At 59.1% G+C, this 19422-nt stretch carries 17 protein-coding genes and 1 pseudogene; 5 read left to right on the top strand and 13 right to left on the bottom strand.

Features of this window, described 5'->3' with window-relative positions; genetic code table 11:
- Nucleotides 1-49 precede the first annotated feature (49 nt).
- The 10 genes from DKB71_RS22290 to DKB71_RS22245 form a co-directional block, all read right to left on the bottom strand.
- The gene (locus DKB71_RS22290; protein WP_046037844.1) at nt 50-724 is read right to left on the bottom strand and encodes an NADH-quinone oxidoreductase subunit B family protein; all 675 of its coding nucleotides are present in this window, start codon (nt 722-724) and stop codon (nt 50-52) included.
- Between the two features lie 10 nt (nt 725-734).
- Entirely contained in the window at nt 735-1148 is a 414-nt protein-coding gene (locus DKB71_RS22285) for an NADH-quinone oxidoreductase subunit A (protein ID WP_007905050.1), read from the bottom strand.
- A gap of 560 nt (nt 1149-1708) precedes the next feature.
- Nucleotides 1709-3034, bottom strand: coding sequence for an isocitrate lyase (gene aceA / locus DKB71_RS22280; RefSeq protein ID WP_046817165.1), 1326 nt, complete (start codon nt 3032-3034; stop codon nt 1709-1711).
- A 476-nt stretch (nt 3035-3510) separates the two neighbouring features.
- Complete coding sequence (locus DKB71_RS22275) at nt 3511-4272, bottom strand: secretin N-terminal domain-containing protein (protein WP_408597472.1); 762 nt, start codon at nt 4270-4272, stop codon at nt 3511-3513.
- Between the two features lie 353 nt (nt 4273-4625).
- On the bottom strand, nt 4626-5051 hold the full coding sequence (locus DKB71_RS22270; RefSeq protein WP_032831798.1) for a GNAT family N-acetyltransferase: 426 nt from the start codon (nt 5049-5051) through the stop codon (nt 4626-4628).
- A complete protein-coding gene (locus DKB71_RS22265) occupies nt 5044-6213 on the bottom strand; it encodes a JmjC domain-containing protein (RefSeq protein ID WP_408597469.1) in 1170 nt (389 codons plus the stop codon). The genes DKB71_RS22270 and DKB71_RS22265 overlap by 8 nt, the downstream gene beginning before the upstream one ends.
- Nucleotides 6214-6299: 86 nt before the next feature.
- Nucleotides 6300-7670, bottom strand: a complete 1371-nt coding sequence (purB, locus tag DKB71_RS22260; protein WP_007940861.1) for an adenylosuccinate lyase — start codon at nt 7668-7670, stop codon at nt 6300-6302.
- 124 nt (nt 7671-7794) lie between these two features.
- Nucleotides 7795-8418: a high frequency lysogenization protein HflD gene (hflD, locus tag DKB71_RS22255; protein WP_046817168.1), complete on the bottom strand. Its 624-nt coding sequence runs from the start codon at nt 8416-8418 to the stop codon at nt 7795-7797.
- A complete protein-coding gene (gene mnmA, locus DKB71_RS22250; protein WP_274074760.1) occupies nt 8415-9548 on the bottom strand; it encodes a tRNA 2-thiouridine(34) synthase MnmA in 1134 nt (377 codons plus the stop codon). The genes hflD and mnmA overlap by 4 nt, the downstream gene beginning before the upstream one ends.
- Before the next feature lie 59 nt (nt 9549-9607).
- Complete coding sequence (locus DKB71_RS22245; RefSeq protein WP_274074761.1) at nt 9608-10054, bottom strand: NUDIX hydrolase; 447 nt, start codon at nt 10052-10054, stop codon at nt 9608-9610.
- 114 nt (nt 10055-10168) lie between these two features.
- Here DKB71_RS22245 and DKB71_RS22240 point away from each other — a divergent pair.
- Both DKB71_RS22240 and DKB71_RS22235 read left to right on the top strand, forming a co-directional pair.
- Nucleotides 10169-11157, top strand: a pseudogene (locus DKB71_RS22240) (IS110 family transposase).
- Nucleotides 11114-11275, top strand: a complete 162-nt coding sequence (locus DKB71_RS22235; RefSeq protein ID WP_408601185.1) for a hypothetical protein — start codon at nt 11114-11116, stop codon at nt 11273-11275. Before DKB71_RS22240 ends, DKB71_RS22235 begins: the two are co-directional and overlap by 44 nt.
- A 410-nt stretch (nt 11276-11685) precedes the next feature.
- Here DKB71_RS22235 and DKB71_RS22230 read toward each other — a convergent pair whose 3' ends face one another.
- Complete coding sequence (locus DKB71_RS22230; protein ID WP_408597466.1) at nt 11686-13911, bottom strand: NADP-dependent isocitrate dehydrogenase; 2226 nt, start codon at nt 13909-13911, stop codon at nt 11686-11688.
- 495 nt (nt 13912-14406) lie between these two features.
- On the opposite strand from DKB71_RS22230, the gene icd reads away from it, so the two are divergent.
- Entirely contained in the window at nt 14407-15663 is a 1257-nt protein-coding gene (gene icd / locus DKB71_RS22225) for an NADP-dependent isocitrate dehydrogenase (protein ID WP_008015544.1), read from the top strand.
- 80 nt (nt 15664-15743) lie between these two features.
- On the opposite strand, the gene cspD is transcribed toward icd, so the two are convergent.
- A complete protein-coding gene (gene cspD, locus DKB71_RS22220; protein WP_408597464.1) occupies nt 15744-16010 on the bottom strand; it encodes a cold shock domain-containing protein CspD in 267 nt (88 codons plus the stop codon).
- Between the two features lie 224 nt (nt 16011-16234).
- Here cspD and clpS point away from each other — a divergent pair, with 224 nt between their 5' ends.
- Both clpS and clpA read left to right on the top strand, forming a co-directional pair.
- Entirely contained in the window at nt 16235-16618 is a 384-nt protein-coding gene (gene clpS, locus DKB71_RS22215) for an ATP-dependent Clp protease adapter ClpS (protein ID WP_020799529.1), read from the top strand.
- A gap of 30 nt (nt 16619-16648) precedes the next feature.
- Complete coding sequence (gene clpA, locus DKB71_RS22210; RefSeq protein ID WP_046817173.1) at nt 16649-18919, top strand: ATP-dependent Clp protease ATP-binding subunit ClpA; 2271 nt, start codon at nt 16649-16651, stop codon at nt 18917-18919.
- A gap of 237 nt (nt 18920-19156) precedes the next feature.
- On the opposite strand, the gene infA is transcribed toward clpA, so the two are convergent.
- On the bottom strand, nt 19157-19375 hold the full coding sequence (infA, locus tag DKB71_RS22205; protein WP_002553999.1) for a translation initiation factor IF-1: 219 nt from the start codon (nt 19373-19375) through the stop codon (nt 19157-19159).
- Nucleotides 19376-19422: the final 47 nt, after the last annotated feature.

Below are 19422 nucleotides of genomic sequence, written 5' to 3'. Positions count from 1 at the left end.
CGTAAAGAATGAAGCCAGTGTCTCGTTCTATTAAAGAAGCAGATCTGGATCAGACTTCGTCGGGGCTGCGCAGGTTGGTGACTGCGATTCGCTGTTCGCGGCGCTTTTCCTTCTCCGAAGGCATCTCGGCGCGGTAGACGCCTTGATCACCAACGACCCAGGAAAGCGGACGACGCTCCTGTCCAATCGACTCCTGCAACAGCATCAAACCTTGCAGGAAAGCTTCAGGACGGGGCGGGCAGCCAGGCACGTAGACGTCCACGGGCAGGAACTTGTCCACCCCTTGAACGACGGAGTAGATGTCGTACATGCCACCGGAGTTGGCGCACGAACCCATGGAGATGACCCATTTAGGTTCGAGCATTTGCTCGTAGAGACGCTGGATGATCGGCGCCATCTTGATGAAGCAGGTACCGGCGATAACCATGAAATCCGCCTGGCGCGGCGATGCCCGGATAACCTCGGCGCCAAAGCGCGCGATGTCGTGGGGCGCCGTGAAGGCGGTGGTCATTTCCACGTAGCAGCACGAAAGACCGAAGTTGTACGGCCACAGGGAGTTCTTGCGCCCCCAGTTGATCGTGCCGTTAAGCACGTCTTCGAGCTTGCCCATGAAGATGTTTTTGTGGACTTGATCTTCTAACGGATCGGAAACGGTTTCCCGCTGGCCAATCGGATACTGCTCGTTAGGAGCATCGGGGTCGATCCTGGTGAGATTGTATTGCATTGCCAAAGCCTCATTGTTTCAGCTTCGCTTGCCGCTTGCGCCGAGCTTCCGGAGCCCAGTCAAGGGCGCCCACTCGGAATAGGTAGACAAGACCTGCCAACAGAATTGCTATGAAAACGAGAGCTTCGACGAATCCGGTCCAGCCGCTTTCGCGGACGGACACAGACCATGCAAAGAGAAAGAGGGCTTCGATATCGAAGATCACGAACAGCATCGCGACCAGATAGAATTTGGCTGAGAGCCGCAAGCGGGCGCCACCTGTAGGTAGCATGCCGGACTCGAACGGTTCGTTTTTGCTGCGGCCCCAGGCTTTTGACCCGAGTAGGCTGGAGACACCGAGCATGAAGGCGCAGAGGCCGCCGACGCCTAGAAGGAAAATGGCAAAGCCCCAGTTGTGGGCCATGAGTCCTGTCGCTTCGGGCATGCTGGTAATCCTTAACAGAGAGCAAAGGTCTCTGAGCTTGAAAAAGTAACAAAGCAGTGACGATATGTCGCAGCAATCAATCCCGCTGATTTTATGGCTAAACACCCAGCAAGTAAAATTCCTATAGCGAAATTATTTATAGGAATAAGGACATAGCGCGCGGCAAAAGCGCCGTAGCCCTTGCGTTGCGGGCATTAGCCGGCATTTCGGGAATTATGTTTTGTAAGGAATGTAACGAACATAGTTTTCGCTAAATGATAATCAATATTGTTTGTGCTGGTTTTTAAACTGTTTAGTGGGTTTAGGGTGGGGAAGTTGTCTTATTTCGGCATTACTGTAGGAGCTGACGAGTGAAACGAGGCTGCGATCTTTGATGTTGCTTCTAAAAAATCAAAAGATCGCAGCCTCGTTTCACTCGTCCGCAGCTCCTACAGGGTTTTGTGGTGTATGGGGGAATTGCGGGCAAAAAAACGCCCCGAACCAGTCGGGGCGTCAGGTGTGCAGCGCTGCGGTTAGCTTTCTATAAGGCCCGCGGCGGCTGATGTCTCAAGTGAAGCAGATCAGTGGAACTGTTCTTCTTCGGTCGAACCGGTCAGCGCGGTTACCGAAGACGAGCCACCCTGGATCACGGTGGTCATGTCGTCGAAGTAGCCGGTGCCCACTTCCTGCTGGTGAGCCACGAAGGTGTAACCCTTGGCAGCATCAGCGAACTCTTGCTCTTGCAGCTTCACGTAGGCAGTCATGTCGTTGCGGGCGTAGTCGTGCGCCAGGTTGAACATGCTGTGCCACATGTTGTGAATGCCGGCCAGGGTGATGAACTGGTGCTTGTAGCCCATGGCGGACAGTTCGCGCTGGAACTTGGCGATGGTCGCGTCGTCCAGGTTTTTCTTCCAGTTGAAGGAAGGCGAGCAGTTGTACGACAGCAGTTGGTCCGGGTATTCCTTCTTGATCGCTTCAGCGAAGCGACGAGCCTCGTCCAGGTCCGGCTTGGCAGTTTCGCACCAGATCAGGTCGGCGTACGGAGCGTAGGCCAGGCCGCGGGCGATGGCTTGATCCAGGCCGGCGCGCACCTTGTAGAAACCTTCCTGGGTACGTTCGCCAGTCACGAATGGCTGGTCGTACGGGTCGCAGTCGGAGGTCAGCAGGTCAGCGGCGTTGGCGTCGGTACGAGCCAGGATGATGGTCGGGGTACCGGCAACGTCGGCTGCCAGACGGGCAGCGGTCAGCTTCTGTACGGCTTCCTGGGTAGGAACCAGTACCTTGCCGCCCATGTGGCCGCATTTCTTCACGGAAGCCAGTTGGTCTTCGAAGTGAACGCCGGCCGCGCCTGCTTCGATCATGCTCTTCATCAGCTCGTAGGCGTTCAGTACGCCGCCGAAACCGGCTTCGGCGTCAGCCACGATTGGCGCGAAGTAGTCGATGTAGCCGTCGTCGCCCGGGTTCTTGCCGGCTTTCCACTGGATCTGGTCGGCGCGACGGAACGAGTTGTTGATGCGCTTGACCACGGTCGGTACCGAGTCAACCGGGTACAGCGACTGGTCCGGGTACATCGATTCGGCGGAGTTGTTGTCCGCAGCCACTTGCCAGCCCGACAGGTAGATTGCCTGGATACCGGCTTTGACTTGTTGTACAGCCTGGCCGCCGGTCAGGGCGCCCATGCAGTTGACGAAATCTTTCTCAGGACGGAAGGCTGGCTTGGCACCCTGGGTAACCAGGTTCCACAGCTTCTCGGCGCCCATTTTTGCAAAGGTGTGCTCAGGTTGAACCGAGCCACGCAGGCGGACGACGTCAGCAGCGGAGTAAGTGCGTGTCACGCCTTTCCAGCGCGGGTTCTCAGCCCAGTCTTTTTCGAGGGCTGCAATTTGCTGTTCGCGTGTCAGTGCCATGGGAGATAAACCTCGTCGCGTCTTTATGAAAAGTTGTTCTGCGGTGGAAAATTCCTGCGCTCGCTGACCAGAAGCTTAGGTGGTCAAGTCGGGTTCGGCGGGGATGGCGACGGGATGAACGATGGGCTCGAGGGGAAGTGAGCAGGTAAGGGCGAACTGGCGGGCGCATTCGGGCGTCGTGGGCCTTGGTGCGAACTTCAGTGTGATGCCGGGTTTACCTAAATACGCTTCCGTCCCTCGGGACAACTTCGTTCCAGTCGGCAACCTCGTCAAACACACCTTGTGGGCGGTACAGACACGAAGCGGTTCGCGGGGTAGATGCGAACATCGCCTCGAAGGCCCTTGCCAGGGCCCCTGATTAGCGGGAGCGAGGCCATCATGCCTTTGCTTTTTAGGCTCGTCAAACGTTTTGTAGTGCTTTTTTTCAGGCACTACATCTTTGGTCTAATACGACTCCTCAGTCAGTTTTCGGGGCTTTAGTCCAAAGTATCGACTTTCACCCGCAAGGTCATGTCGTTGCGGCTCTGGGTCGAGTAGCTGCGGCTTCCGCCCTGTTTGTCGGCCTGGGTCTGACCGTTGACCCCGGCCAGCAGGATCCACTCGCCCAGGCGGCCGGTGACGGTTGTGTCGGTGCTTTGCACGTTCACTACATCGGGACGTTCCTGGCTCATTCGGTCACGGTTTGTGCTCATCGACAGGTGAACGATCTCGCCGGTGACGTTGGCGGTGACGTAGAAGCCCTGGGTGACGTTGCGGTATTCGGTCTGGCTGCGCAGGTCGCCGTAGGAGTCGGTCTGGCTGCTCGTCAGCGGTACGCTTTGGCCCACCTGGATCAGCGCTGGCATGCCGTCGGTGGCCTGGACCTGCTGGATGCCACCGTCCCGGCTGTCGGTGCTGTGGCTGATGATGCGGGTCTGGCCCGGTTTGGCGCCGTTGACCGAATAACCCTGATTCCCTTGGGAGTTGTTTTCGTTGGTGTCGACGGTGATCAACAGGCGTTTGGGCGCGGTGTCGAGTTGACCGATCAAGGCCTTAAGTTCGTCGATCTTGCGCTGATCGGCATTGACGATCAGCTGATTGCCGTAGGCGCTGACCTGGCCTTCCTTGCCGATGAAATCCTGTGCCACCGGCAACATGTCGGCGCTGGTGTGGTAGTTCAGTGGCACGATTTCGGTGGCGGCCATGAGCGAAAAACTGCAGGTCACCAGCAGTGTGGTGAGCAGGGTGCGTAGGGACATATCCGTTATCTCCGCCAGCTTCAAAATGTTGATATTGCCAGTTTGTCGGCCTGGGATGTCTGTAGGAGCGAGCTTGCTCGCGAAAAACTTGATCGCGACACGTTGCTTCAGGCAGCACGCGTCATCGTTCACCTACATCGCGAGCAAGCTCGCTCCTACAGGTTTGGGTGATAGCAGTGTGTCGGCCTGGGAGGGGGCAAGTTTAATGCTAGACAGCAAAACGCCCCGGCATCGCGTGATGTCGGGGCGTTTTGTGGCGTGCCTACTGGCCTCTTCGCGAGCAAGCCTGCTCCCACAGGGGAATGCATTCCAATTGTGGCAGCGGGCTTGCTCGCGAAGGCCGCGACTCGCTATCAGGCCGAATGGCGAACCATGTCCACATGCGGAATCCCTGCTTCCAGGAACTCCTCGCTGACCATGTGGAAGCCCAGGCGCTCATAGAACGCCGTGGCTTGCACCTGGGCACTGAGCATCTGCTGCTTCAGCCCGCGCTCTTCGGCTTCGCCGATCACCGCGTGCATCAGTGCATCGCCGACTTTCAGACCGCGCCAGTCCTTGAGGACCGACACCCGGCCGACGTGACCGTCGGGCAGCAGGCGGGCGGTGCCCACGGGAAAGTCGCCTTCGAGGGCGAGGAAATGCACGGCCGTCACATCATCGGCATCCCATTCCAGCTCGGGCGGAACGGATTGCTCGGCGACGAACACCGCTTCACGAATGCGCCGGATCTCGGCGTTGTCTTTCTGCCAGTCTGCGACACGTACGTGAATCTTATTCATCGGCGAACCCCAGGCTACCTTGCTTGACCAGTTCGCACAGCAGGCCGCGGCCGTCTTCGTCGGCCAGCCAGTCACCCAGGTTGTCGACGTGCAGGGCGTCGGCGGCGCAGATCATCTTCAGCAGCTCGCGCAGTTTGCCCGGCAGATAACGGCTCTGGCCGCTGGCGAACAGCAGCAGGTCGTCATCGACTTCCGACCAGGCCAGGCGTGCACTCGGGTTGCGGATCAGCACCGCGCCTTGTTCCAGCGCGCCGAGGACGTCGTCTTCTTCGAGGTCTTCCGGGCCGACCACCAGTTCCGGGTAACGCGGCTCGGTCATGAACTGGCCGAACCAGGTCAGCAGCAGGCGCTCGTCGCTCATGTGCTCGGCCAGCAGGCCTTTGAGGCGATCGAGGGCGTCGTGCTGGATCTGATGCGGATCCGCCACCGGCTGGGCGTCGGCGTCGGTGTAGCGCTCTTCGTCCGGCAGGAACTGGCTGAGGAAGTCGGTGAAGTGGGTCAGCACTTCAGCGGCGCTCGGTGCACGGAAACCGACCGAGTAGGTCAGGCAGTCATCGATGGCCACGCCGCAATGGGCCAGGCGCGGCGGCAGGTAGAGCATGTCGCCCGGTTCCAGGACCCACTCATCGGTGGCTTCGAATTCGGCGAGGATGCGCAGGTCCGCGTGTTGCAGCAGCGGGCTTTCGGAGTCGCACATCTGGCCGATTTTCCAGTTGCGCTTGCCGTGGCCTTGCAGCAGGAACACGTCGTAGTTGTCGAAGTGCGGACCGACGCTGCCACCGGGGGCGGCGAAGCTGATCATCACGTCGTCGATGCGCCAGCTCGGCAGAAAACGGAAGTTTTCCAGCAGTTCGCTGACTTCCGGCACGAACTGGTCCACGGCTTGTACCAGCAGGGTCCACTCGCGTTCCGGAAGTTTGCTGAATTCGTCTTCGGCGAACGGACCGCGACGCAATTCCCAAGGGCGCTCGCCGTTCTCGATCACCAGGCGCGATTCGACTTCTTCTTCCAGCGCCAGGCCGGCCAGTTCGTCGGCGTCGATCGGGCTTTCGAAATCGGGAATCGCCTGACGGATCAGCAACGGTTTTTTCTGCCAGTAGTCGCGCAGGAACTCGCGTGCCGTGATACCGCCCAGAAGTTGAAGAGGAATGTCAGGATTCATGTGTAACCTATTGAAAAAAAGCACTTTTCATACGGGAATAAAAACGCCCGGCGCGGCCGGGCGTCTTAAACGGTTCTAGCGGTCGATCAGATGCGCTTGGCTTGCGCTACAGCGTTGCCAATGTAGTTGGCCGGGGTGAGCAGTTTCAGCTCGGCCTTGGCCGCGGCTGGCATGTCCAGGCCGTCGATGAAAGTCTGCAGTGCTTCAGGGCTGATGCCCTTGCCACGGGTCAATTCTTTCAGCTTTTCGTACGGGTTTTCGATGTTGTAGCGACGCATCACGGTCTGGATCGGCTCGGCCAGCACTTCCCAGCAAGCGTCCAGGTCAGCGGCAATCTTCTGCTCGTTGAGCTCCAGCTTGCTGATGCCTTTGAGGCTGGCTTCGTACGCGATCACGCTGTGGGCAAAGCCGACACCGAGGTTGCGCAGTACGGTGGAGTCGGTCAGGTCGCGCTGCCAGCGGGAGATCGGCAGCTTGCTCGCCAGGTGCTGGAACAGTGCGTTGGCAATACCCAGGTTGCCTTCGGAGTTTTCGAAGTCGATCGGGTTGACCTTGTGCGGCATGGTCGACGAGCCGATTTCGCCAGCGATGGTGCGCTGCTTGAAGTAACCCAGGGAGATGTAGCCCCAGATGTCGCGGTCGAAGTCGATCAGGATGGTGTTGAAGCGCGCGATGGCGTCGAACAGCTCGGCGATGTAGTCGTGCGGTTCGATCTGCGTGGTGTACGGGTTGAAACCCAGGCCCAGCTCGTCTTCGATGAAAGCGCGAGCGTTGGCTTCCCAGTCGATCTCAGGGTAGGCCGACAGGTGCGCGTTGTAGTTGCCCACAGCGCCGTTGATCTTGCCCAGCAGCGGTACGGCAGCGACTTGAGCGATCTGGCGCTCCAGGCGGTAAACCACGTTCGCCAGCTCTTTGCCCAGGGTGGTCGGCGAAGCCGGTTGACCGTGGGTGCGCGACAGCATCGGCACGTCGGCGAAACGGATGGCCAGTTCGCGGATGGCGTTGGCGGTCTGGCGCATAAGCGGCAGCATCACATCATCACGGCCTTCGCGCAGCATCAGGGCGTGGGACAGGTTGTTGATGTCCTCGCTGGTGCAGGCAAAGTGGATGAATTCGCTGACCTTGGCCAGTTCCGGCAGCTTGGCCGCCTGCTCCTTGAGCAGGTATTCGATGGCTTTTACGTCGTGGTTGGTGGTGCGCTCGATCTCTTTGACACGCTCGGCGTGCTCCAGGGAGAAGTTTTCCGCCAGGGTGTTCAGCACAGCGTTGGCTTCGGCGGAGAACGCCGGCACTTCGCTGATGGCAGGGTGAGCGGCCAGGCGCTGGAGCCAGCGCACTTCAACCAGGACGCGGGCACGGATCAGGCCGTACTCGCTGAAAATTGGGCGCAGGGCCTGGGTTTTGCCGGCGTAGCGGCCGTCAACAGGGGAAACCGCAGTGAGCGAAGAAAGCTGCATGGGGTGTTCTCGGACAGTCGGGCAACGAAATGGGGCGCGTATCATACATGAAAAAATCCGCCGGTCCGTCGCCAACTGACCGGCGTATTACGCGTATTGCTGAGTTCAGTGCTGTCGATGCGGGTTATTCGTTACGCATCAATGGGTAAAGCTCTTTGAGCAGTTTGCGGCGGCTGATCACCAGCTGCCAGCGATGACCGCCCAATTGCCGCCACAGGCGAGCCGAACGAATGCCGGCCAGCAGCAGGGCACGAATTTTCGAGGCGTTGCTCGGTTGCTGCAGGTTGCGCATGTCGCCGTGCACCTGGATGCGTTGGCGCAGGGTGCTCAGGGTGTCCTGATACAGTGCGCCGCAGGCGGCGATCACGTTTTCGTGGGCCGGGCCGAAGTGCTCGACCTGGGACTGGATCTGCGGCAGGCGTTTGCCGATCACGTCCAGCATGTCGCTGCGCTTGGCCAATTGACGTTCCAGGCCAAGCATCGCCAGGGCATAACGCAGCGGCTCACGCTGCAGGGCGCTCGGATCGCGTTCGAGGGCGCCGATCAATGCGCGATAGCCTTCGCGCAGGTTGATGTCGTCGCCGCCGTAGACTTCCAGGGTGTCCTTGGGGTCGCGGATCAGCAGGCTGCCGAGCATGCAGGTCAGGCCGGCCTCGTTGGTCTGGCCGGTCTTGGCAATCTTGTCGACCAGCACCGCGGCGAGAAATACACCGCCGAGGGCCGTCAGTTGCTCCTGAGTGGGGGTCATTGAGCCTGGCCTTTGCTGGTCCAGGGTTCAGCCACTTCAATGACGCCGCCGCCGAGGCAAATCTCGCCGTCGTAGAACACCACCGACTGACCCGGGGTGACCGCGCGTTGCGGGTCATCGAAGGTCGCGCGGTAGCCGGTGGCGGTCTTCTCCAGGGTGCAGGGCTGGTCGCTCTGGCGATAACGAACCTTGGCGGTCAGCTGGCGCGGCTGGCTCAGGTCGATCGGGTTGACCCAATAGATGTCCGAGGCGAGCAGGGCGCGGGAGAACAGCCACGGGTGATCGTTACCCTGGCCAACGATCAGTTCGTTGTGCGCAAGATCCTTGATCAGCACGTACCACGGCTCGTCACTGGCGTCTTTCAGGCCGCCGATGCCCAGGCCCTGGCGTTGGCCGATGGTGTGGTACATCAGGCCATGGTGGCGGCCGATGATTTCGCCTTCGGTGGTCTTGATCTCGCCCGGTTGCGCCGGCAGGTATTGCTTGAGGAAATCGCTGAAGCGGCGTTCACCGATAAAGCAGATGCCGGTGGAATCCTTTTTCTTCGCGGTCGCCAACTCGTATTTCTCGGCAATCGCCCGCACCTGCGGTTTTTCCAGCTCGCCGACCGGGAACAGGGTCTTGGCGATCTGCTCACCACCCACGGCGTGCAGGAAGTAGCTCTGGTCCTTGTTCGGGTCCAGGCCCTTGAGCAGCTCGGTGCGGCCGTCGATATCGCGGCGACGCACGTAGTGGCCAGTGGCGATCAGGTCGGCGCCGAGCATCATGGCGTAGTCGAGGAACGCCTTGAACTTGATCTCCCGGTTGCACAGGATGTCCGGGTTCGGCGTACGGCCGGCCTTGTATTCGGCCAGGAAGTGCTCGAAGACGTTGTCCCAGTACTCGGCGGCGAAGTTGGCGGTGTGCAGCTTGATGCCAATCTTGTCGCACACGGCCTGGGCGTCCGCCAGGTCATCCATGGCGGTGCAGTATTCGGTTCCGTCGTCTTCTTCCCAGTTCTTCATGAACAGGCCTTCCACCTCATAGCCCTGCTCGATCAGCAGGAGGGCGGAAACGGAAGAGTCCACGCCGCCGGACATGCCGACAATGACGCGCTTCTTTTGTGTGTCAGAAGGGGCTGGATCACGCATAGGGATTCAATGAGTGTCTTGAAAAAGGACGCGATTCTAACAGGCCGAAGCCCGCAAGGCTAAAGAGAAGGACGGATCAATTCGAGACCAAAGCGAATACCGGCCCGATAGTCGTCGATGCAACGCATGATCAGCTCGCTGCGCCAGTTGTCGCGCTGCTCGATTAATTCCTCGCGGGTCAACCACTTGGCGCCGACGATGCCGTCGTCCAGTTGATACTCGGGGTGGTGTTTCAGTGCTTTGGCGATGAAGCAGACCCGCTGGTAGGTCACGCCGTTGCTCGGGGCGGTATAGAGATAAATGCCCAGTACGCCGGTGGGTTCGACGTCCCAGCCGGTTTCCTCGAGGGTTTCGCGCACGGCGGCTTCGGTCAGGGTTTCGTCCGGGTCCAGGTGGCCGGCGGGCTGGTTGAGCACCACGCGTCCGTGCTTGAGCTCCTCGACCATCAGGAAGCGGCCGTTGTCTTCGACGATGGTGGCGACGGTGATGTGGGGTTTCCACTCCATAAAATGCCCTCAATGTTGAAATGCTGCCCCTGTAATTGGATGGACTCGCCCCAGCCGAGGCGTCAATGCGCCACGGTGGCAGTCTAAACAGCCAACGACAGCGAGGGCGAGTCCATGAAAAAGCATAGTTCGATTGATCAATCCCTGTCTTCTACCGATTTGTCGGCCTGCACAACCTTGGCGGTCGATCTGGCCAAGCAGGTTTTTCAGGTCGCCGGTGAAGATGTTCTCGGCCAGGTGCGCTTCGAGCAACGGATCAAGTCGCGCGAGGCGTTCTATGAGTTTCTCCAAAAGTTGCCGCCTCATGTTGTGGTTTTGATGGAGACCGGTCCGGGTGCTCAAGCCTGGGCCCGGCAACTGCAAGACCAAGGTAATTCGGCGCGAATTCTTCCAGCCGGTTTGGTGGCCAAACATCGCAGCGGGCCAAAAAATGATCGCAACGATGCGTTGGCGATTCTGCGGGCTGGTCGCGATGAAAAAATCTGCGCAGTACCGGTCAAAAGCGTCGCGGCGCTGGCCATGCAGGCGTTGCATCGCGCCCGTCAGGGCTATGTGCGTCGGCGCACGGCCGTCAGTAATCAGATGCGCGGCCTGCTGCTCGAGCACGGTGTCGCCTTGGCGCAGAGGCGATGTTGCGATCAGCCAGAAAATTCCGCGGGTGCTGGAAGATGCTACCCAGCCGGTGCCGGCCCTAAGCTGCGTGAACTGATCGACGAACTGCTGGCCGAGTGGCGCCATTTGGGCGAGCGCATCAGCGTACTGACGGGACGCCTGGAAGTGGCCGCCAACGCCGACATGACGGCGAAGCGACTGATGACTGTGCGCGGCATCGGACCAGTCACCGCCACGGCCCTGGTGGCCAAGGAAACCAAGCCTGAGCGATTTCCCAATGCCCGCAAGTTTGCCGCGTACTTTGGCATGGTGCCTGACCAGCACAGCAGCGGGGAAAAGATCCGGCTGGGGACATGACCAAGCGAGGTGATGCTTATTTACGCAGCCTGATGATCCAAGGAGCCCACGCGGTGCTGCAACAACTACGACCTGATTCCCAGCAACCCGATGACCGCCAGCTTGTTGCACTGGATGAGCCGGTTGGGTCGTAAGGAAGCTGCGATCAGGCTAGCCAACCGCAACCTGCGAATCGTCTGGGTGCTTCTACAGAATGACCAGACTTATCGTCGCCACGCCGGAGATGGCCAGCAGGCAACGATGAGCCACTGAGCGACAGAGTTCTGCCACCGAGGTACCAACTGTCCGACCCTTTGCTGAAAAAAATTGACCCCAGGTAAGACCGGCGTGGATTGATGCCTAAGCTCCTACTGGCCTTCGAGGCCTGAATGTAATCGGCATACCACGAGCTTTTCCAATTTTGGCCAGAAGCCGAAGACGGCTTCCACGAATAGGCCTTATACATAGATGCAACGGGGCGACGGTTTTTTAAAAGCGGGTAGACAGTGGGGGCGAGTCCATACATAGGAGCTGGCTTGCCAGCGAATGCGGTGGATCAGCCGCCCTCAATGTTGAATGGTAGGCCGCCATCGCTGGCAAGCCAGCTCCTACAGGGGATTGTGTGAATTCTGAAAACACAAACCCCGGCACATGGCCGGGGTTTGTGGTGCTTCCTTACAACCTTAAACCAACGCTGCAACCGCTGCGTTGAAAGTTGCGCTAGGACGCATGGCCTTGCTGATCAGCTCGGCGTCGGCGTGGTAGTAACCGCCGATGTCCACTGGCTTGCCCTGGACGGCGTTGAGCTCGGCAACGATGGTCGCCTCGTTCTCGGTCAGGGTCTTGGCCAGGGTCGCGAACTGCGCTTGCAGTGCAGTGTCTTCGGTCTGGGCAGCCAGGGCCTGGGCCCAGTACAGCGCCAGGTAGAAGTGGCTGCCGCGGTTGTCGATGTTGCCGACTTTACGCGATGGCGACTTGTTGTTGTCCAGGAACTGGCCGGTGGCCTGGTCCAGGGTCTTGGCCAGAACCAGCGCCTTGGGGTTGTTGTAGGTCACGCCCAGGTGTTCCAGGGACGCGGCCAGGGCCAGGAATTCACCCAGCGAATCCCAGCGCAGGAAGTTTTCTTCCAGCAGTTGCTGTACGTGCTTCGGAGCCGAACCGCCGGCGCCGGTTTCGAACAGGCCACCGCCGTTCATCAGCGGCACGATCGACAGCATCTTGGCGCTGGTGCCCAGTTCCATGATCGGGAACAGGTCGGTCAGGTAGTCGCGCAGGACGTTGCCGGTCACCGAGATGGTGTCCTTGCCTTCGCGGGTGCGCTGCAGGGTGAACTTCATCGCGTCGACTGGCGCCATGATCTGGATGTCCAGGCCGGCAGTGTCGTGATCCTTCAGGTAAGCCTGGACTTTCTCGATCACCACGCCGTCGTGGGCGCGCATCGGGTCCAGCCAGAAGATCGCTGGCGTGCTGCTGGCGCGAGCACGGTTGACGGCCAGCTTGACCCAATCCTGGATCGGCGCGTCTTTGGTCTGGCACATGCGGAAGATGTCGCCGGCTTCAACCGACTGTTCCAGTAGCAGGGTGCCGTTGGTGTCGGTCACGCGGACTACACCGTTGGTCTTGATCTGGAAAGTCTTGTCGTGGGAGCCGTACTCTTCGGCTTTTTTCGCCATCAGGCCAACGTTCGGCACGCTGCCCATGGTGGTTGGATCGAACGCGCCATTGGCCTTGCAGTCTTCGATGACCGACTGGTAGATGGTGGCGTAGCAGCGATCCGGGATCACGGCCTTGGTGTCGTGCAGCTGGCCATCGGTGCCCCACATCTTGCCGGAGTCACGGATCATGGCTGGCATCGAGGCGTCGACGATGACGTCGCTCGGCACGTGCAGGTTGGTGATGCCTTTGTCGGAGTTGACCATCGCCAGGGATGGACGAACGGCGTAGACCGCCTGGATGTCGGCTTCGATCTGCGCTTGTTGCTCGGCCGGCAGGGCCTTGATGCGAGCGTACAGGTCGCCGATGCCGTTGTTCAGGTTGAAGCCGATCTGCGCCAGCACGTCAGCGTGCTTGGCCAGTGCGTCCTTGTAGAACTCGGCAACGATCTGGCCGAACATGATCGGGTCGGAGACCTTCATCATGGTCGCTTTCAGGTGAACCGACAGCAGCACGCCCTGGGCCTTGGCGCTTTCGATTTCAGCGGCGATGAAAGCACGCAGAGCGTTTTTGCTCATGACGGCGCAGTCGAGGATCTCGCCAACCTGGACGGTGGTCTTTTCTTTCAGGACGGTGGTGGTGCCGTCTTGAGCGATCAGTTCGATCTTCACGGCGCCAGCAGCGTCGATCAGGGCGGCTTTTTCGCTGCCGTAGAAGTCACCGCTGCTCATGTGTGCAACGTGGGATTTGGAGTCAGCAGCCCAGGCGCCCATTTTGTGCGGGTGCTTGCGCGCGTAGTTCTTCACCGACAGCGGCGCGCGACGGTCGGAGTTGCCTTCGCGCAGTACCGGGTTCACGGCGCTGCCCTTGACCTTGTCGTAACGAGCCTTGGCTTCTTTGTCGGCGTCGCTGCTCACGGTTTCCGGATAGTCCGGCAGGGCGTAGCCCTGGGCCTGCAGTTCCTTGATCGCGGCTTGCAGCTGCGGAACCGAGGCGCTGATGTTCGGCAGCTTGATGATATTGGCTTCAGGCGTAACGGCCAGGGCGCCCAGTTCGGCGAGGTGGTCGGCTACGGCTTTGTCACCCAATTGCTCGGGGAAGCTGGCCAGGATACGCCCTGCAAGAGAGATATCGCGGGTTTCAACGGCGATATCAGCCGAGGCGGTGAACGCCTCTACGATAGGCAACAGTGAATAGGTGGCGAGGGCGGGAGCTTCGTCGGTGAAGGTATAGATGATCTTCGAGCGGGTGGGCATATTCGGATTAACTCTCTCTTCTTTGCTAAAGCGTGCGCAGAAACTCGAGGGGCGCCGGGTAAGCGCGTTCGTTCAAAGTCATCCATGAGCCGAATATCGAGATTTCGTTGCTGTGATGTTGGGTGCATCAAGTAGGGCGTCAAGTAGGCGGGCTGCGGTAGCAGACCGTCTCATCGGGTGGAAACACTCGTCGTAGAGCTGTTCAACCTGACGTGACCCTTTAGTCAGCGGCGGCATTATACATAGGTAGCTGGCAATCTGCCGATGGTTCATACACAACGTTTGTCGTCCATTGGTCTAAAGGTCGCAGGGGTGAGCAAGGCGTAAGGTCGTTCGTCGTGCTTGAGTTTGGCGCTTTTCCCTTTGATTTCAGGCTTGTAGGGCGCAGGTTGTATGGCTTTGCGGCATATCGATAGAACATAGGGTTTGCGCGCCGATTTAACTGGGTTACGCTCGAACCAAGCCAGATGTTCAATCCAATCAATGGAGTTCAGCATGGGTTACAAGAAGATTCAGGTTCCAGCCGTCGGCGACAAAATCACCGTCAATGCAGACCATTCTCTCAATGTTCCTAATAACCCGATCATTCCTTTCATCGAAGGCGACGGCATTGGTGTCGACATCAGCCCGGTCATGATCAAGGTTGTCGATGCTGCTGTGAAAAAGGCTTACGGCGGCGAGCGCAAGATTTCCTGGATGGAAGTGTACGCCGGGGAAAAAGCGACCCAGGTCTACGATCAGGACACCTGGCTGCCTCAGGAAACCCTGGACGCGGTCAAGGATTACGTGGTTTCCATCAAGGGCCCCCTGACCACGCCGGTCGGTGGCGGTATCCGTTCCCTCAACGTGGCCCTGCGCCAGCAACTCGACCTGTACGTCTGCCTGCGCCCGGTGCGCTGGTTCGAAGGCGTGCCAAGCCCGGTCAAGAAGCCAGGCGACGTCGACATGACGATCTTTCGCGAGAACTCCGAAGACATCTATGCCGGCATCGAGTGGAAGGCCGGTACCCCGGAAGCCACCAAGGTCATCAAGTTCCTTAAAGAAGAAATGGGCGTCACCAAGATCCGTTTCGACGAAAACTGCGGTATCGGCGTCAAGCCGGTGTCCCTGCAAGGCACCAAGCGCCTGGCGCGCAAGGCCCTGCAATATGTGGTCGACAACGATCGTGATTCGCTGACCATCGTGCACAAAGGCAACATCATGAAGTTCACCGAAGGTGCCTTCAAGGAATGGGCCTATGAAGTGGCGGCCGAAGAGTTCGGCGCGACCCTGCTCGACGGCGGTCCTTGGATGCAGTTCAAGAACCCGAAAACCGGCAAGAACGTTGTCGTCAAGGACGCCATCGCCGACGCCATGCTCCAGCAGATCCTGCTGCGCCCGGCGGAATACGATGTGATCGCGACCCTGAACCTCAACGGCGACTACCTCTCCGATGCCCTGGCGGCGGAAGTGGGCGGTATCGGTATCGCACCGGGCGCCAACCTGTCCGACACCGTGGCCATGTTCGAAGCCACCCACGGTACCGCGCCGAAATACGCCGGCAAGGACCAGGTCAACCCGGGGTCGTTGATCCTGTCGGCTGAAATGATGTTGCGCCACATGGGCTGGACCGAAGCGGCCGACCTGATCATCAAGGGCACCAACGGCGCGATTTCCGCCAAGACCGTGACCTATGACTTTGAGCGTCTGATGGACGGCGCGAAGCTGGTTTCCTCGTCCGGCTTCGGTGATGCGCTGATCTCGCACATGTAAGAAAATCCGGGAATGCGAAAACCGCCCGGCTCAAGCGATTGAGTCGGGCGGTTTTTTTATGACTGGATGACGCTGCTGCGTTAAACGGTAACGGTTTGTTGCGTAGCAGGGGTCACGGCATTTGTGCTATCGACAGGGTTGCCAATGTTGACGGCGTGCAGCCCCTTGGGCCCCTGGATGATCTCGAAGACGACGGGTTGACCGGCCTTCAGGGTTCTATAACCGTCCATTTGAATGGCCGAGTAGTGGACAAACAGGTCTTCTGTCTTGCCATCCTCGTTGATGAAACCGTAACCCTTGGCGTTGTTGAACCATTTCACCTTGCCACTGACCTTGACACCTGACATACCAACTCCCTCTGCAACAGACTCCATCACTGGAGTATCATCCAGTACATCCGCAGTCACTTCTTAGAAAAAAAGTTGACTCCGCGGACCTTTTTTACCCACTGTGGGCTCTATTGGTTGTAACACCGTTTTGCCGATAGTCAAGGTGACCAGGCAGTCGGAGTTGAAATCACCCAAGACCGCCCCCACCACTGTATTTGCACAACTGACGAACCTTTCTTTCCATGCATGCAATCAGCCAGATTCGACTAACATTCAATCAGGATCGCCCGACTCTCCAGAAAGATCGCCCGGAGGAACACGACGACGATTCCGCAGGCATTGCTGTTCAGGAGGCCAAGCCTGCTTTACAGGCGCCGCCGATGTACAAGGTGGTTTTGTTCAATGATGACTACACACCGATGGATTTCGTCGTCGAAGTGCTCGAGGTGTTTTTTAACCTGAATCGCGAGCTGGCGACCAAGGTCATGCTGGCCGTCCATACAGAAGGGCGGGCAGTATGTGGAGTGTTTACCCGCGACATCGCCGAGACAAAGGCCATGCAGGTCAACCAGTACGCCCGGGAAAGCCAGCATCCGCTACTCTGTGAAATCGAGAAGGACGGTTAATCGCCGACCACTTGGGTATGAGGTGAAGCTATGTTAAACCGCGAGCTCGAAGTCACCCTCAATCTTGCCTTCAAGGAGGCTCGTTCGAAGCGTCATGAATTCATGACCGTCGAACACCTGCTGCTGGCCCTATTGGACAATGAGGCTGCCGCCACCGTTTTGCGTGCGTGCGGCGCGAACCTCGACAAACTCAAGCATGACCTGCAGGAGTTCATCGACTCCACCACGCCACTGATCCCCGTGCATGACGAGGATCGTGAGACCCAGCCAACCCTGGGCTTCCAGCGTGTCCTGCAACGTGCTGTGTTTCACGTACAGAGCTCGGGCAAACGCGAAGTGACTGGCGCCAACGTGCTGGTCGCGATCTTCAGTGAGCAAGAGAGTCAGGCAGTGTTCCTGCTGAAACAGCAGAGCGTTGCCCGTATCGATGTCGTCAACTACATCGCCCACGGCATTTCCAAGGTGCCAGGGCACGGCGATCACTCCGAGGGCGAGCAAGATATGCAGGACGACGAGGGCGGGGAGTCTTCATCTTCAGGCAATCCTCTGGATGCTTATGCCAGTAACCTCAATGAACTCGCGCGCCAGGGTCGAATCGATCCATTGGTAGGCCGTGAGCTGGAAGTCGAGCGCGTCGCCCAGATCCTGGCCCGTCGCCGCAAGAACAATCCGCTGCTGGTGGGCGAGGCGGGCGTGGGTAAAACCGCGATTGCCGAAGGCCTGGCCAAGCGCATTGTCGACAACCAGGTGCCAGACCTGCTGGCCAACAGCGTGGTGTACTCCCTCGACCTGGGTGCCCTGCTGGCCGGGACCAAATACCGCGGCGATTTCGAGAAGCGCTTCAAGGCGCTGCTCAATGAGCTGAAAAAACGTCCGCAGGCGATCCTGTTCATCGACGAGATCCACACCATTATTGGTGCCGGTGCCGCGTCCGGTGGCGTCATGGATGCCTCGAACCTGCTCAAGCCGCTGCTGTCGTCCGGCGATATTCGTTGCATCGGCTCGACCACCTTCCAGGAATTCCGCGGGATCTTCGAGAAGGACCGTGCCCTGGCACGTCGCTTCCAGAAGGTCGATGTGTCGGAGCCTTCGGTGGAAGACACCATCGGTATCCTGCGCGGCCTGAAAGGGCGTTTCGAGTCCCATCACAATATCGAATACAGTGATGAGGCCTTGCGCGCCGCTGCCGAACTGGCCTCGCGCTACATCAATGACCGGCACATGCCGGACAAGGCGATCGATGTGATCGACGAGGCGGGTGCCTACCAACGCCTGCAGCCGATCGAAATGCGCGTCAAACGCATCGAAGTGCCTCAAGTCGAGGACATCGTCGCGAAAATCGCGCGTATTCCGCCAAAACACGTCACCAGTTCCGATAAAGAGCTGCTGCGTAACCTTGAGCGTGACCTGAAGCTGACGGTGTTTGGCCAGGATGCCGCGATCGACTCGCTGGCGACCGCGATCAAGCTATCCCGCGCCGGCCTCAAGTCACCTGACAAGCCAGTCGGTTCGTTCCTGTTCGCCGGTCCCACCGGTGTCGGTAAAACCGAAGCGGCGCGTCAGCTGGCCAAGGCGCTGGGGGTCGAGCTGATTCGCTTCGACATGTCCGAGTACATGGAGCGCCACACCGTATCGCGTCTGATCGGTGCACCTCCAGGCTATGTCGGGTTCGATCAGGGCGGTCTGCTGACCGAAGCCATCACCAAGCAGCCACACTGCGTGCTGTTGCTCGATGAAATCGAGAAGGCGCACCCGGAAGTCTTCAACCTGCTGCTGCAGGTGATGGACCACGGGACGCTGACCGATAACAACGGGCGCAAGGCCGACTTCCGTAACGTGATCGTCATCATGACGACCAACGCCGGTGCCGAAACCGCAGCCCGTGCTTCGATCGGTTTCACCCATCAGGACCACTCGTCCGATGCGATGGAAGTGATCAAGAAGAGCTTCACGCCGGAATTCCGCAACCGTCTGGACACCATCATCCAGTTTGGTCGCCTCAGCCATGAGGTCATCAAGAGCGTGGTGGACAAGTTCCTTACCGAACTTCAGGCGCAGCTGGAAGACAAGCGTGTATTGCTGGAAGTCACCGATGCAGCCCGCAGCTGGTTGGCGGCTGGCGGTTACGACTCGGCAATGGGCGCTCGCCCGATGGCGCGCCTGATCCAGGACAAGATCAAGCGTCCACTGGCGGAGGAGATCCTCTTTGGCGAACTGGCCGAACATGGCGGTGTGGTCCACATCGACATCAAGGACGGCGAGCTGACCTTCGAGTTCGAAACCACGGCTGAAATGGCCTGACGTCAAACCGCAACAAAGCAAAAAGGCGCCGATTGGCGCCTTTTTGCTGTCTGTCAGGTGTACACCGACCCCCTGTGGGAGCGGGCTTGCTCGCGAAGGCGGCTTAACATTCACATCGATGTTGACTGATGCGCCGCTTTCGCGAGCAAGCCCGCTCCACATTGGTTTTGTGTGCTGCATCAAATCGCAGGCAAACAAAAACGCCCGGCATAAGCCGGGCGTCTTGTATTGACCTGATTAGCGAGCGCGGTAAGTGATGCGCCCTTTGCTCAAGTCATAGGGCGTCAGCTCGACGCGCACCTTGTCACCGGTAAGAATACGAATGTAGTTCTTGCGCATCTTGCCGGAAATATGCGCGGTTACGACGTGCCCATTTTCCAACTCCACACGAAACATGGTGTTGGGCAGGGTGTCGACGACAGTGCCTTCCATTTCGAAGCTGTCTTCTTTCGACATGCAGTAAAGCCCTCGGTGTCCAATGAATGGCCCGGTGCAACTGCGCC

This window comes from Pseudomonas sp. PLMAX (assembly GCF_046042685.1).
GTDB classification, from domain to species: Bacteria; Pseudomonadota; Gammaproteobacteria; order Pseudomonadales; family Pseudomonadaceae; genus Aquipseudomonas; species Aquipseudomonas putida_AE.
The sequence above is the reverse complement of the archived record's forward strand: the minus strand, read 5'-3'. Positions and strand labels throughout refer to the sequence as shown.